This is a genomic window from Rhodovulum bhavnagarense (assembly GCF_004343505.1).
In the GTDB taxonomy this organism is placed as follows: domain Bacteria; phylum Pseudomonadota; class Alphaproteobacteria; order Rhodobacterales; family Rhodobacteraceae; genus Rhodovulum; species Rhodovulum bhavnagarense.
The window spans coordinates 352,591-366,997 of record NZ_SLXU01000001.1; the positions used below are offsets into that span (position 1 = coordinate 352,591).

Below are 14,407 nucleotides of genomic sequence, written 5' to 3' on the forward strand. Positions count from 1 at the left end.
TCGTGTTGCGAGCGCGCACTATAGCCGCGTGCTGGCTCTACGCAATGATATCGGGGGTAAGTTCATCCTCGATCTGGGCGATCTTGTCCTTGAGGGCGAGTTTCTGGCGCTTGAGCCGCATCAGCGTGAACTGGTCGCCCGTGCCCTTTTCCTGAAGGGCGCGGATCGCGTCGTCGAGATCGCGATGCTCGTGGCGGAGAACCTCGAGACGGGCGCGCAGTATCTCTTCGGCGTTCATTTCGCTGGCGATATTCATCGGTTCCCAACACTCGGTTCGGAGATCAGGTCGTTAACATACCGTTTTTCATTCGCGGCGGGAAGCCGGTCTTGCGGGGCCGCGCGCCTGTGCCCATATTCGTACCGGGATCGCCGCACATGCGGGGTCCGGATAAATTCAGGTCGCTTGTTCAAGGACTTGCAGAAATGACGAAACTGACACTTGGCTCGCATCCGTTTCTTCTGGGATTCGAGCAACTCGAACGCCTCGTGGAACGGACCGCCAAGTCCGGTAACGAGGGGTATCCTCCCTTCAATATCGAGCAGACCTCTCAGCGTGGCTATCGCATCACCTTGGCCGTGGCGGGCTTTCGCGAGGCCGACCTGGCGATCACCGTCGAGGACAGGCAGCTGGTGATCCGTGGTCGACAGGCCGAGGATGAGGGCGAGCGCGTATTCCTGCATCGTGGTATCGCCGCACGCCAGTTCCAGCGCAGTTTCGTGCTGGCCGATGGGGTCGAGGTTTCTGGCGCGACAATGGAAAACGGCCTGTTGCATGTCGACCTGATGCGCTCTGAGCCCGAGAATGTCGTGCAGACAATTCGCATCCAGACCGCTTGAGAGGAGGGCAGGGGGAATGAAGACGAAATACGACATCCTGCCCGAATCGGCGCAACGGATCGTCTATGTGCGTCCGGTCAAGGTGGCGGATCTGCCCGAGGATCTGCGCGGCGAAGTGGCCGGGCTTGACGAGCTTTACGCGCTGCACGATGCCAGCGGGGAACGCCTGGCGCTGGTGCGTGACCGCAGGGTTGCGTTCATTATCGCCCGCCAGAACGATCTGGCGCCGGTCAACGTGCACTGAGCCGGGCGGGCGGGGCGCGCCCGCAGCTGGCCGGCGCGGTCATGTGCCCCGCCCCGCTTGCCGGAAGCCTGGCGTGACGCGCGGCCGTGGGCCGCGCGTGCCTCCGGCGGGGGTATTTGAGCCAAGAAGAAGGTCCGAGCGCGGATAACCCGGAACCCGGAACCCGGCCGGATCTTGAAAAGGGATCAATTGCCCGCGATCAGCCCCATCTGTTCGAGCTTCAGGATCACTTGGTGGGCGCAGTTATCGACATCGATGCCGGTCGTGTCCACCCGCAGTTCGGGGGTTTCGGGAGCTTCGTAAGGGTCTGAAATTCCCGTAAACTCCTTGATCTTGCCCTCGCGTGCGAGCTTGTAAAGCCCCTTGCGATCGCGACGCTCGCATTCCTCGATGGGCGTGGCGACGTGCACTTCGCAAAAGGCGCCATAGGCCTCGATCATCTCGCGCACCGCGCGCCGCGTCGCGGTGTAGGGCGCGATCGGGGCGCAGATTGCGATGCCACCGTTCTTGGTGATCTCGCTGGCAACGTAACCGATGCGGCGGATGTTGATGTCGCGGTGTTCCTTGGAAAAGCCCAGTTCCGAGGAGAGGTGTTTGCGCACCACGTCGCCGTCCAGAAGGGTCACGGGACGGCCGCCCATCTCCATCAGCTTGACCATGAGCGCGTTGGCGATGGTGGACTTGCCCGACCCCGACAGCCCGGTGAAGAACACCGTAAAACCCTGCCGGGCGCGCGGCGGGCGAGTGCGGCGCAGTTCCTTGACAACCTCGGGGAAAGAGAACCACTCGGGGATTTCCAGACCTTCGGAGAGGCGGCGGCGCAGTTCCGTGCCCGAAATGTTGAGCACTGTCACGCCCTCTTCGATCTCGTCGGCGGGTTCGTACTGGGCGCGTTCCTGTACGTAGACCATGTGCTTGAAGTCGACCATTTCGAGGCCGATTTCCGCCTCGTACTGGCGGAACAGGTCCTGCGCGTCATAGGGGCCATAGAAATCCTCGCCCGCCGAGTTCTTGCCGGGCCCGGCATGGTCGCGGCCAACGATGAAATGGGTGCAGCCATGGTTGCGCCGGATCAGCCCGTGCCAGACCGCCTCGCGCGGGCCGGCCATGCGCATGGCCAAGTTCAAGAGACTCATCGTGGTGGTCGATTGCGGGTACTTGTCAAGCACCGCCTCGTAGCAGCGCACGCGGGTGAAGTGATCTACATCGCCCGGTTTGGTCATGCCGACGACCGGGTGGATCAGCAGGTTCGCCTGCGCCTCGCGCGCGGCGCGGAATGTCAGTTCCTGATGCGCGCGGTGCAGCGGGTTGCGGGTCTGGAAGGCCACGATCCGGCGCCAGCCCAGCTTTCGGAAATAGGCGCGCAACTCGTTGGGCGTATCGCGGCGGGCGCGGAAATCGTAATGCACCGGCTGTTGAATGCCGGTGATCGGACCGCCGAGATACACCTTTCCGGCGGTGTGGTGCAGGTAGTTCACGGCCGGGTGCGCCAGGTCGTCGGCGCCGAACACCTTTTCGGCCTCCCGCGACTTGTCGGGCGCCCAGCGGTCGGTGACGCTGAGGATGGCGAGGATCACGCCTTCCTGGTCGCGCAGCGCGATGTCCTGGCCCAGTTCCAGCGACTCGGCGAATTCCTCGGACACGTCCAGGGTGATCGGCATCGGCCAGAGCGTCCCGTCGGCCAGCCGCATGTTGTCGACCACACCGTCGTAATCCTCTTGTCCGAGGAAGCCCTTGAGCGGATAGAATCCGCCATTCATCAACAGTTCAAGGTCGCAGATCTGGCGCGGGGTCAGATCCCAGCTCGGAAGCTCGCCAGCCTCGACTTTCAGTTTCTGTGCGCTCTCGGCCGATACGTAGAGTTCGGGGATCGGAGCGAGGTTGGACATGGGCGTGGACATGGGCGTTACTCTTTCCTGCGGGGATGCTGTATAATGGACCTGCGTGCTCGCGCGCGGCCTAGCGCCGAACAACCGCCGGTTTCAAGACGGCGCCGAGGTCTTTTTTTAGCTGCGACGAAAAAGACGCATGGCCTCTTGGCATCAGGCCCCTTGTTCGGCGAGGAACCGCTCGGCCTCGAGCGCGGCCATGCAGCCCATGCCCGCCGAGGTGACAGCCTGGCGGTACTTGTGGTCGGTCAGGTCGCCCGCGGCAAAGACACCCGCAATCGTTGTGGCGGTGGAATCGGGCTGTGTCACGACGTAGCCGCCCATATGCGTTTCAAGCTGGTCGCGAACCAGTTCAGAGGCCGGCGCGTGACCGATGGCGACGAAAAAGCCCTTGCAGGGGATCTCCCGCGTTTTTCCGCTTTCGACATGCGCGATGCGCACGGCTTCTACTCCCGGCGGGTTTTCGGTGCCGAGGATTTCGTCGATGGCGTGGTTCCAGACGATTTCTACCTTGGGGTTCTTGAACAGCCGCTGCTGCAGTACCTTTTCGGCACGCAATTGGTCGCGACGGTGGATCAGCGTCACCTTGGAGGCGAAATTGGTCAGGAACAGCGCCTCTTCGACCGCAGCATTGCCGCCGCCGACCACCACGACCTCTTGGCCGCGATAGAAGAACCCGTCGCAGGTGGCGCAGGCCGAAACGCCGAAGCCCTTGAATTTTTCTTCGGAGGGCAGGCCGAGCCATTTGGCCTGGGCGCCGGTCGCCAGGATCAGCGCATCGCAAGTATAGGTCGTGCCGCTATCGGCCTCGGCGGTAAAGGGACGTTTGGACAGGTCCAGCCGTGCGATGTAGTCCGACACGATCTCGGCGCCCATTGCGCGGGCATGGGCCTCCATCTTCTGCATCAGCTCGGGGCCCTGGATTTCAGCCTCGCCTGGCCAATTCTCGACCTCGGTGGTGATGGTCAGTTGCCCGCCGGGCTGCAAGCCCTGGATCAGCACCGGTTCCAGCATCGCACGGCTGGCGTAGACGGCGGCGGTATAGCCCGCCGGACCCGAGCCGATGATCAGAACCTTGCAATGCCGAGTCTCGCTCATCTGTGCCTCCTTGGGAAATTCTTGCGCCCGATATAGAGGGCGGTAGGCGCGTGCGTAACCCCTCGCGTGCCGTTTCGTCGCGGCCCGCTTGTGCGTGGCCGTTTAAATATCTTGCGTGGCCGTGAAACAATATTGCGCAGTGGGGATGGCGGGCATATGATCCCGAAAAATCGACAAGGAGCAGGGATGTCGGGCAGCAGACTTGATGCCATCGACCGCAAGATTCTGGCCGAGTTGCAGACGGATGGCCGGATGACAAATGTCGAACTGGCCCGCCGCGTCGGTATCTCGGCGCCGCCCTGCCTGCGTCGTGTGCGCACGCTGGAAGATGCGGGATATATCCGCGGTTACCATGCCGATGTCGATGTCCGCGAACTGGGTTTCGAGGTTCAGGTCTTTGCCATGGTCGGTTTGCAAAGCCAGGCCGAGGCGGATCTCAAGGCTTTCGAGGCGCGTTGTCGTGCCTGGCCGTTGGTGCGCGAGTGTCACATGCTGAATGGCGAGGTCGACTTCATCCTCAAATGCGTGGCCCCAGACCTGTCCACCTTTCAGAGTTTCCTGACCGAGGAACTGACCGCGGTTGAGAACGTGGCCAGCGTCAAGACCTCGCTGGTCATCCGTTGCGCCAAGGATGAACCGGGCGTCCCCTTCGATGTTCTCGAGGAACGGTTGGGCCGCCTGGCCTGAGTTTCAGGCAGAGCTAAGCGTTTCGAACTCGAACGTGGTCAAGCGTGGCAAGGCCGCTTCTCCGAAGGCGGCCCTTCCCCGCAGGTGCGGGAAGAGGGCTAGGAATGCTTGGCGAGTGCCCGGTTCCAGCAGTTCCAGCGCGTTCTCGCCGGGGTGATAGCTTTCGACTTCTACCCCGTTGGCCAGCAAGATGTACTGGCGAGCAAGTCCTAGATGATAGAGCCGCACCGGCCAGGTCGGGCGGAGCGCGATCAGGGTCGTCCCGTCGGTCAGGGCGCTGGCCGGAACGAGGGCGGCATCGCTGCCGCAAAGCGCGCGGCAGCCGGGATGACGGACCACGAGCCGCGCGCGTGGCCCCAGTACCAGGTCGGATATCGGCCGTCCCGGGCCGAGACAATCTGCGGTTATACGGGTGACCGGCGGCGCGGCCTCCGATTCGGGGGCGGCTGCCAGCACCGTGGACCCTACCCAGAGCAACCGCTGCGCCCCTGCATCCGATGTGCGCAGCATCTGTCCGGGTCTCAGGTCCTCGATGGCTATTGGCCCCGAGGGTGTTTCGATCAGCGTGCCATGGGCAAAGGCGGAAACGACCTCGTCAAGATGCGGCATGGCCGGTGCGATATGGGTGAGGGTGACGACGGTCCCGGTGGCCGTCAGGCCGGCGACCTCGTATTTGCGCATCAGAGGCAGGTTGCGCCGAGGTCGCCGTTCCGGTCGAGCGGTCCACGTCATACTGGCCGCGGGGGCCATGTTCTGCACCGCCAGGCCGGTGGCGTGTCGGTCGAGGGTTTCCATGCGATCAGTCCTTGCGGTCTGTCACATCTGCGGTGGCCCCCACCGATTGCAGAGAGACGACTCCACAGTGCCGTACTTGCCGCGGTGTGTCAAAATTCGCCGCGCTTTTGCCGCTGGCCGCCCGGCAATCGCCCGGTTCGGTTCGGGATTGTTTCGGTGGCCTGGTTCAATCGCGCCTTATTTCCCGTTCATGATGATACGAATCATGGCTGTGACCCTGCCGGTTACGGTCGCGCCCGTATGCAAAAGCCCCGCCGGGGCGGGGCTGTGTTCGCGTGAGTATGGGCGTGGGGTCGGATGCCCGGTCCCGCGGGGTGGGCCGCGACCTAGCCGGCGGCGCGGATGCGGTAACCGCGGCCGCGGGCACGGCGTTCCCACGGCATGGCGGGCATCGGCTTGGCGCTTTCGGCGATGATCCAGGTCATCCAGCGGCTGTTCTTTTTCATTGTCACGCTCCTTGTTCTGCTCTGGCCTAGGGGGGCTTTTTCCTGCTCGACCCGCCCCTTCACCTCAGAGAATGGCCGAGCTTTGGGGCGGGTCTAGGGCAGGGGGGCGTGCAGAATGGGGCAATTTCTTGCCCTTCCGCCTAAAGCCGGATGGCAGAGATCATGCGCCCGTAATCGGCCTCGCCGCCGTGGACGCTGCGGCGGTATGAAAAGAACCGCTCTGGGTCGGAATAGGTGCAATGCCGTGTCCACACCGCCTGGCCCACGCCATTGTCACGCAGCCGCGCGAGCGAATAGCCGGGCAGATCGAACTGCATTCGATCGCCACTTCCCGTGGCGAAAAAGCGAGCATTCGCCGGATCGTCCGTGATGAAGTCGGCCAGGAACTCGGGTCCGACCTCATAGGCCCTCTGGCTGATCGTCGGTCCGATGACCGCCACCGTACCCGCACGGGTTGCGCCCAGCGATTCCATTGCATCCAGCGTTGCCTCCAGGATGCCGTTCATTGCCCCGCGCCACCCGGCATGGGCCGCGCCGACAACGCCGGCGGCCGCATCGGCAAACAGCACCGGCTGGCAATCGGCGGTCAGCACCGCCAATGCCAGGCCGGGGCAATCGGTGACCAGCGCATCGGCTTCGTGCCGGTCGCGCGGTGGTCCGTGCAGCACGACGGCCTCGGCGGAATGAACCTGGTTCAGCGTGACCAGGTGATCGGGCTCCACACCCATCGCGCCTGCCACCCTTCCACGGTTGATCGAGACCACTTCGGACAGGTCGGTTGACCCACCGCCGCAATTGAGCCCCGCGAATATCCCCGAGGACGCCCCACCGCGCCGCGTAAAGAACCCGTGACGCAGGGGCGCCAGGGCATCGGAGGTGAGGATTTCCAGTGTCATGGGTCCAGTCCTGGGGGCGCGGCGGCGGTCTGAGGGGTGAGCGCGATGATCTTGAAGAGCGTTCCCATTTCCTGCGGGTGGGTCAAGCGGCGATGTGCGGCGATGTGGTTTTCCAGCGCCGCGCCGGTCAGCCCGCGCGCCAATGCCTGTGCCCGCGCCGTGATGCCCAGCCGTTCGAGAAATACCCCCTGTGGCGTCATCGCGCTGACCCGCACGCCCCGCGCGGCCCTGGTCAGCGCCTCGAAATCGACATGGGCGGTCAGGTCGGCCTGGCCGGGATGGGCCAGCGGCGGATCGAAGGCATGACGATACAAGGCCTGAAGCGTATCCCCGCGTGAACGCCAGCCGCCGTAATCGCAGATCAGCGCCGCGCCGCCATGGTTCTGGATGCGCGCGGCCAGTGCCGCAACGACAGGGGCGGCGCCCTGACAGGTCTCGACGATTTCGCCGGGGGTGGTATCGGCCAGGCGATGGGCCAGCGCGCCCAGCGGTGCGGGCGCGGACAGCCCAAAAGACAGCGCGCCCTCGACCAGCCCGATCTGGCGCTCGCGCCACCCGGAAATGTCGCGCTGGAACTGGCGAACCGGCAGGGCGTCGAAGAACTCATTCGCGATCACGAAAAGCGGTGCCTCCGGCAGGGTGTCGGGCTGGTCGTGCCAGGTAACGGCAAGGCCCTCGAGTGCGTCGCGCTGCGCGGCGCGCAGACGGGGCGACATCTCGACCAGGTGAATATCCGCGCCCTCGTGAAATCCCGGCACGCCGCCCGTCGCCCTCAGCATATCGGCCATCAGCGTGCCTCGGCCAGGCCCGAGCTCGGCCAGGGTGAAGGGTAACGGCGTACCTTGGTCCAGCCAGACCTGCGCCAGCCACAGCCCCAGGAGCTCGCCGAACATCTGGCTGATCTCGGGCGCGGTGGTGAAATCGCCAGCCGTCCCGAACGGCTCTTCGCAGGTGTAATACCCATACTCGGGATCGAGCAGGCACTCTGCCATGAACTCTGCCACGCTGATCGGCCCCGCCGCGGCAATCCGGCGGGCAAGCTGTGCAGCCAGCGGCGTCATGCCCGCTTGCCAGCCTTGATCGCGGAACCCGCCAGCAAGACCAGCCCTAGCGCCACCATCGGCAACGACAGCAACTGCCCCATCGTCAGCCCGATACCTTGCCAGTGCACCGCCAGGCCAAGTGGATTTTGCGGCGTGATGAACTGGTAATCGGGTTGCCGGAAAAACTCGACCAGAATGCGGGAAAGCCCGTAGCCGGTGAAAAACACACCGGTCAGCCGCCCCGGCCGCCTCAGCCCGCCCCGCCGCCATGCCAGCCACAGCACTAGCGCACCAAGTACCAACCCCTCGAGAAGCGCCTCGTAAAGCTGCGAGGGATGGCGGGCACATGGCACATGCGCCCAGCCGGGGCAGAATTGCGCCACTTCACCCGGAAACACGACCGCCCATGGCAAATCGGATGGGCGCCCCCAAAGCTCTGCATTGATGAAATTCGCCACCCGGCCGAAAAAAAGCCCCATCGGTGCGGCCACCGCCAGCGCATCGGCCGCCGACAAAAGTGCTATTCCATGCCGCCGGGCAAACAGCACCAGCGCCATCATCACCCCCAAAAGTCCGCCATGGAATGCCATGCCACCCTTCCATAACATCGGGATTTCCCAGGGATGATCAAGATAATGGCCCGGTTTGTAAAACAGGACGAACCCCAGCCGCCCGCCCAGGATCACGCCCAGCACGATCCAGGTCAGCAATTCTTCTACCTGCGCCGGCGTCATCGGTGGGCGGGCGCCGTGCCACAGCCGCTCGGTCTTGACCAGCAAGACCACCAGGCGCCATCCCAGCAGCAGGCCGGCGATGTAGGCCAGCGCATACCAGCGCAGCGCAAGCTCGGTGCCAAGCACCGAGATCGAGAAAACCTCGGGGCTGAGGTCGGGAAAGGTCAGAACAGCCTGCATGATACACCCCTTCTCTGCGCTGTGACGTGGCGAAGTCAACCTTGAGGTTGCGCCTGATGCGGGCCATATAGGGGGGGAATGTAACGCCAGAGGCTCTTGATGCAGACCCGGAACAAATTTCTCGACGACATGTCCAAGCTGATGACCAACGCGATGGGCGTGGCCCAAGGCGCCAAGGAGGAGGCCGAGACGGCGATGCGCAGCATGCTGGACCGCTGGCTGGCCGATCGTGACTTCGTGACCCGCGAGGAATTCGAGGCCGTGCGTGCAATGGCCCAGAAGGCGCGCGAGGAAAACGAGGCGCTGAAGGCCCGGATCGGGGCGCTCGACGGCAAATAGGCCGCGACCTGCTTGGTCTTTTCACGGGGGCGTGTCGCGTGACGCGCCCCCATGGCGTTCGTTCCCCCGGATCTGTCCGGCGCATGCCCTTGCGTGTCATTCAGATCCGCGGGGGTCCGGGCGCCGCATCGCGGACATGAGGCCCAAGTCCCGCGCGGGGCAGGATTGTCACGCGGTTCCCTTCTTCTTGGCCCCAATACCCCGGGGGTCCGGGGGCAGGGCCCCCGGCGCTCCAGTGCGATGGAAAGCACGACGCAAGGTATGACATCCGATCTTGCATCTTCGCGGTTGCGTGCCCGGCGCTTCAGCAATTGGGCACGTTGACCGCCAGCCCGCCGAGTGCGGTCTCCTTGTATTTCTCGCTCATGTCCGCGCCGGTCTGGCGCATCGCCTCGATGCAGTTGTCGAGCGGCATGAAGTGTTTGCCGTCCCCGCGCAGCGACAGCGACGCGGCCGAGACCGCCTTGATCGCGCCCAACCCGTTGCGCTCGATGCAGGGAACCTGCACCAGCCCCTTCACCGGGTCGCAGGTCATGCCAAGATGGTGTTCCAGCGCGATCTCGGCGGCGTTTTCCACCTGTTCCGGCGTGCCGCCCAGCACCGCGGCCAGTCCCGCCGCTGCCATGGCCGCGGCCGATCCGACCTCGGCCTGACAGCCGCATTCGGCGCCCGAGATCGAGGCATTGGCCTTGATCAGCCCGCCGATGGCTGCCGCGGTCAACAGGAATTCGCCCACCCGTGACGGCGCCGCGCCCGGCACGTGGTCCAGCCAGTACCGGATCGTGGCGGGCACCACCCCGGCCGCCCCGTTGGTGGGCGCGGTGACCACGCGCCCGCCGGCGGCGTTTTCCTCGTTCACCGCCATGGCATAGACACTCATCCAATCGTTGATCGTGTGCGGGGCGGTCAGGTTCAGCCCGCGCTCGGCCTTCAATGCCTCGTGGATCGCGTGCGCCCGGCGACGGATGTTCAACCCGCCGGGCAGGATGCCGTCGGTGGACAGGCCCCGTTCGATGCAATCGGACATCGTGGCCCAGATCCGCGCCAGCCCCGCGTCCAGCTCGGCCGGCCCCATCAGGGTCAACTCGTTCGCGCGCTTCAACTGGGCGATGCTCTTGCCGTTCCTGGCGGCCATGTCCAGCATTTCGGCGGCGCTGTGGAACGGGTAGGGGACCGGTGCGCCGGCCTCGGTGCGGGTGTCACCTGCGGCCAGTTCCGCCTCGGTGCGCACGAAACCGCCCCCGATGGAATAATAGCTCTCGCTCAGGATGACGTCGCCCTGCGCGTCGGTGGCGCTGAGCGTCATGCCATTGGGATGGCCGGGCAGGGGGGTGTCATAATCGAAGACCAGATCGCGCGTGGGGTCGAAGACAAGCGGTCCCAGCCCCTCGGGCCGCACCTGACACTCGGCCCTGATACGGGCCAGCGCGGCCTCGGCCGCCTCGGCCTCGTAGCTCTCGGGCCGGGTGCCGTCGAGGCCCAGGATCACCGCCCGGTCGGTGGCATGTCCGACCCCGGTGAAGGCGAGCGAGCCGTGCAGCGAGGCGCGCGCCCCGTGTGCATGGAAGGGCGAGCCGCGCAACAGGTCGAGAAACCGTGCCGCGGCGATCATCGGCCCCATCGTGTGCGACGAAGACGGCCCGATGCCGATCTTGAAGATGTCAAAGACAGACAGGAACATGTTGTGACTCCTCGGGGCTGAACTTGTCACGCCTGCGACCGCTGTCCAGCCCGATTGCGACGCTTTGCGGCGCTTGGGCGATGGGAAGGGCAGGGCGAGGGCGATGCTGGCCAATTGCCCCTCGCAGCCCCGTGTCTCTTTCCCTATAAAAGCGGGGACGCAGAGAGGAGACAGGGCGATGACCGGAGAGCTTTCCCCAATTGACAAGGCCAAGTTCGCCGCAGCCAAGCGGGCCGTGGATTTCGTCGAGGACGGTATGCGCGTCGGTCTTGGGACCGGTTCCACCGCAGCCTGGATGGTGCGCTGCCTGGGCGAGATGGTCCGCGAGGACGGTATCAGGATAAAGGGCGTGCCGACCTCGGTGCGCACCGCCGAACTGGCCCGACAGGTGGGGATCGAGGTGATCTCGCTGGACGAGGCCAAGTGGCTGGACCTGACCATTGATGGCGCGGACGAGTTCGATGCCGATCTCAACCTGATCAAGGGTGGCGGCGGCGCATTGTTGCAGGAAAAGATCGTGGCGACCGCATCCGACCAGATGATCGTGATCGCCGACACCGCGAAAGAGGTTGGAACGCTTGGGGCGTTTCCGCTGCCCGTAGAGGTGATTCCGTTCGGCTGGCAGACCTCGCGCGCGCTGATCGAAGAGGCGCTGATCAATCTCGACGTGATGGGCCGCGACGTTACGCTGCGGATGAACGGCGATGCGGCCTTCGTCACCGATGAGGGCAACCATATCCTCGATCTGCATCTGAAACGGATCGGAAACCCGCGCCAGTTGTCGCTGGTCATCAACCAGATCCCCGGCGTGGTTGAAAACGGGCTGTTCATCGATATCTGCGATGTGGTCGTCGTCGGTCATGGCGATGGCCGGGTCGAGGTGCGCGACATCAACGCGGGCACCGTCGAGGAGGAAAAGATCGACTTTCTCGAAAGCGACAACCTGTTCACCGATCTTTGAGCGCAAGGGAATGTAATGTCCTTCGACTATGATCTGTTCGTGATCGGCGGCGGCTCGGGCGGCGTGCGCGCCGCGCGGCTTGCCGCCGAGACCGGGGCCCGCGTGGGCCTTGCAGAAGAATACCGGATGGGCGGCACCTGCGTGATCCGCGGTTGCGTCCCGAAAAAGCTGATGGTCTTCGCCTCGGGCTTTTCCGGCGCCATGGACGATGCGCGCGCCTATGGCTGGGACGTGACGGCCGGCGGTTTCGACTGGCCCCGGTTCCGCGCCAAGCTGGAGGCCGAGCTGTCCCGGCTGGAGGGCATCTATCGCAGCAACCTGCAAAAGGCGGGGGTAGAGCTGTTCGATGCCCGCGCCACGCTGGCCGACCCGCATACGGTGCGCCTGGCGGACGGAACCGAGAAGACGGCGAAACATATCCTGGTGGCGACCGGCGGGCGGCCCTTCGTGCCCGAATTTCCCGGCGCCGAACATGTCATCACCTCCAACGAGATCTTCAAGCTGGACGCGCTGCCCGGCAAGATCCTGATCGTGGGCGGCGGCTATATCGCGTGCGAGTTTGCCTGCATTCTCAACGGTCTGGGCGTGGAGGTGACGCAATATTACCGCGGCGCGCAGATTCTGCGCGGCTTTGATGAAGAGGCGCGGGGCCATATAGCGGGGGCAATGTGCGATAACGGTATCGACCTGCGGCTGGGCACCAACGTGCAGCGCATCGAAAAGACCGAGGCAGGGCTTTGGGTTACCTCCACCGATGGACATGACGCGGTTTATGATGCGGTCCTCTACGCGACCGGCCGGGTGCCCAACACGGAGGGGCTGGGCCTTGCCGAACTTGGCGTGCCGCTGAACGGCAACGGTGCGGTCTTGGTGGATGACTATTCCCAGACCACGATTCCCTCGATCTATGCCGTGGGCGATGTGACCGACCGCATCAACCTGACCCCTGTGGCGATCCGCGAGGGCGCGGCCTTTGTCGAGACGGTATTCAAGGGCAACCCCACCAAGCCTGATCATGAACTTGTGCCGGGCGCGGTCTTTACCCAACCGGAATTCGGCACCGTGGGCCTGAGCGAGGAAGCAGCGCGCGAACAGGGCCCGATCGAAGTTTACGCCGCATCCTTCCGTCCGATGCAGACAGGCTTTGCCGGGCGCGAGGACCGTGTGCTGATGAAACTCGTGGTTTGCGCCGAAACCCGCCGGGTGCTGGGCTGTCACATCGTGGCAGATGGCGCAGGCGAGATGATCCAACTGGCCGGGATCGCGATCAAGATGGGTGCCACCAAGGAAGATTTCGACCGCACGGTTGCTGTGCACCCGACCATGGCCGAGGAACTGGTGACGATGAAAGCGCCGGTGCGCACGGGTTGAATTTCCGCGCCGTGCAACCAGTTAGTTGTACGACATCGAAACTGAAACGAAAAACAGACGCAACGAGAGGTAAGACCTGGATGGCTGGAAACAGTGGCGGCCCTTGGGGGGGCGGAGGCCAGGGCGGCGGTGGTAACCGGGGGGGCGGCAATGGCGGCCGCGGCCCCGGCGAGGAACCGCCCCAGATCCCCGAGATCGATGAACTTGTGCGCCGCGGGCAGGAACAGCTTCGCGTGCTGATGGGAGGCAAGGGCGGTCGCGGTGGCGGCAACGGCCCCAAGCTGACAAAGGGAGGGATTGCCCTGGGTCTGCTTGCGGTTTCGGGGCTTTGGCTGTTCTCGTCCTTCTACACGGTCAAGCCAGAGGAACAGTCGGTCGAACTGTTCCTGGGCAAGTATCACGCCACGGGCCAGCCGGGTCTGAACTTTGCCCCCTGGCCCGTGATCACCGCCGAGGTCATCAACGTCACCAGTGAACGGACCGAGAATATCGGCGTGCGCCGCGGCAGCATCGAGGGAGGCCTGATGCTGACCACGGACGCCAATATCGTCGATATCGATTTCCAGGTGGTCTGGAACATCAACGATCCGGCCAAGGTGCTGTTCAACATCCGTGACCCGCAATTGACAGTGCAGGCCGTGTCGGAATCGGTGATGCGCGAGATCATCGCCGCCTCGACGCTGGCGCCGATCCTCAACCGCGACCGCGGCCTCATCGCAGATACCGCGCGCGAAAGCATCCAGGCGACGCTGGACGAATACGAAAGCGGTATTACCGTCGTTCGCGTCAACCTCGACAAGGCCGACCCGCCTGCCGAGGTGATCGACAGCTTCCGTGAGGTGCAGGCCGCCGAACAGGAGCGCGACCGCTTGCAACGTCAGGCCGATGCCTATGCCAACCGCGTCGTGGCCCAGGCCCGAGGCGAGGCCGCGCAGATCATCGAACAGGCAGAGGGATATCGAGCCCAGGTCGTGAACGAGGCCCTTGGTGAGGCCAGCCGGTTCGGTGCGGTCTTGGCCGAATACCAGAAGGCCCCGGAGGTCACGCGCAAGCGTCTCTATCTGGAAACCATGGAAAAGGTGATGGGCGAGGTGGACAAGACCATTCTCGACAACACGATCATCGGTGGCGAGGGCGGGCAGGGCGTCGTGCCTTACCTGCCGCTGAACGAGCTGCGGCGAACGACCGGGGCAGGGGAGAACTGAT

At 64.5% G+C, this 14,407-nt stretch carries 15 protein-coding genes; 7 read left to right on the plus strand and 8 right to left on the minus strand.

Annotated elements, in window-relative coordinates; translation table 11 throughout:
- Positions 1-37: 37 nt before the first annotated feature.
- A complete protein-coding gene (locus EV663_RS01805; RefSeq protein ID WP_132950044.1) occupies positions 38-256 on the minus strand; it encodes a YdcH family protein in 219 nt (72 codons plus the stop codon).
- A 167-nt stretch (positions 257-423) separates the two neighbouring features.
- Here EV663_RS01805 and EV663_RS01810 point away from each other — a divergent pair, with 167 nt between their 5' ends.
- On the plus strand, positions 424-837 hold the full coding sequence (locus EV663_RS01810; RefSeq protein ID WP_132950045.1) for an Hsp20 family protein: 414 nt from the start codon (positions 424-426) through the stop codon (positions 835-837).
- Between the two features lie 16 nt (positions 838-853).
- Positions 854-1,081 carry a DUF1150 family protein gene (locus EV663_RS01815; RefSeq protein ID WP_132950046.1) on the plus strand — a complete coding sequence of 76 codons (228 nt, stop codon included), beginning with the start codon at positions 854-856 and terminating at the stop codon, positions 1,079-1,081.
- A 185-nt stretch (positions 1,082-1,266) separates the two neighbouring features.
- On the opposite strand, the gene EV663_RS01820 is transcribed toward EV663_RS01815, so the two are convergent.
- Complete coding sequence (locus EV663_RS01820) at positions 1,267-2,982, minus strand: bifunctional sulfate adenylyltransferase/adenylylsulfate kinase (protein ID WP_132950047.1); 1,716 nt, start codon at positions 2,980-2,982, stop codon at positions 1,267-1,269.
- Between the two features lie 141 nt (positions 2,983-3,123).
- Entirely contained in the window at positions 3,124-4,068 is a 945-nt protein-coding gene (gene trxB, locus EV663_RS01825; protein WP_132950048.1) for a thioredoxin-disulfide reductase, read from the minus strand.
- Between the two features lie 186 nt (positions 4,069-4,254).
- Between trxB and EV663_RS01830 the strand changes: the two genes are divergently transcribed.
- Positions 4,255-4,755: an Lrp/AsnC family transcriptional regulator gene (locus tag EV663_RS01830; RefSeq protein ID WP_132950049.1), complete on the plus strand. Its 501-nt coding sequence runs from the start codon at positions 4,255-4,257 to the stop codon at positions 4,753-4,755.
- A gap of 3 nt (positions 4,756-4,758) precedes the next feature.
- On the opposite strand, the gene EV663_RS01835 is transcribed toward EV663_RS01830, so the two are convergent.
- The 4 genes from EV663_RS01835 to lgt all read right to left on the minus strand — a co-directional run bounded on the left by EV663_RS01835 (position 4,759) and on the right by lgt (position 8,849).
- Complete coding sequence (locus EV663_RS01835) at positions 4,759-5,550, minus strand: Hint domain-containing protein (RefSeq protein ID WP_132950050.1); 792 nt, start codon at positions 5,548-5,550, stop codon at positions 4,759-4,761.
- Positions 5,551-6,136: 586 nt separating this feature from the next.
- Positions 6,137-6,892 carry a peptidoglycan editing factor PgeF gene (gene pgeF, locus EV663_RS01840; protein WP_132950051.1) on the minus strand — a complete coding sequence of 252 codons (756 nt, stop codon included), beginning with the start codon at positions 6,890-6,892 and terminating at the stop codon, positions 6,137-6,139.
- Positions 6,889-7,953, minus strand: coding sequence for a class I SAM-dependent methyltransferase (locus EV663_RS01845; RefSeq protein WP_132950052.1), 1,065 nt, complete (start codon positions 7,951-7,953; stop codon positions 6,889-6,891). The genes pgeF and EV663_RS01845 overlap by 4 nt, the downstream gene beginning before the upstream one ends.
- A complete protein-coding gene (gene lgt / locus EV663_RS01850) occupies positions 7,950-8,849 on the minus strand; it encodes a prolipoprotein diacylglyceryl transferase (protein ID WP_132950053.1) in 900 nt (299 codons plus the stop codon). Before lgt ends, EV663_RS01845 begins: the two co-directional genes overlap by 4 nt.
- A gap of 99 nt (positions 8,850-8,948) precedes the next feature.
- Here lgt and EV663_RS01855 point away from each other — a divergent pair, with 99 nt between their 5' ends.
- On the plus strand, positions 8,949-9,188 hold the full coding sequence (locus EV663_RS01855; RefSeq protein WP_132950054.1) for an accessory factor UbiK family protein: 240 nt from the start codon (positions 8,949-8,951) through the stop codon (positions 9,186-9,188).
- A gap of 304 nt (positions 9,189-9,492) precedes the next feature.
- Here EV663_RS01855 and EV663_RS01860 read toward each other — a convergent pair whose 3' ends face one another.
- Positions 9,493-10,869 (minus strand): L-serine ammonia-lyase, encoded by a 1,377-nt coding sequence (locus tag EV663_RS01860; RefSeq protein WP_132950055.1) that lies wholly within the window; start codon positions 10,867-10,869, stop codon positions 9,493-9,495.
- 178 nt (positions 10,870-11,047) lie between these two features.
- Between EV663_RS01860 and rpiA the strand changes: the two genes are divergently transcribed.
- The 3 genes from rpiA (at position 11,048) to hflK (ending at position 14,406) form a co-directional block, all read left to right on the plus strand.
- A complete protein-coding gene (rpiA, locus tag EV663_RS01865) occupies positions 11,048-11,830 on the plus strand; it encodes a ribose-5-phosphate isomerase RpiA (RefSeq protein ID WP_132950056.1) in 783 nt (260 codons plus the stop codon).
- Positions 11,831-11,845: 15 nt separating this feature from the next.
- On the plus strand, positions 11,846-13,201 hold the full coding sequence (gene gor, locus EV663_RS01870) for a glutathione-disulfide reductase (RefSeq protein ID WP_132950057.1): 1,356 nt from the start codon (positions 11,846-11,848) through the stop codon (positions 13,199-13,201).
- A gap of 80 nt (positions 13,202-13,281) precedes the next feature.
- Entirely contained in the window at positions 13,282-14,406 is a 1,125-nt protein-coding gene (gene hflK / locus EV663_RS01875) for an FtsH protease activity modulator HflK (RefSeq protein ID WP_132950058.1), read from the plus strand.
- The last annotated feature ends 1 nt before the right edge of the window (position 14,407 follow it).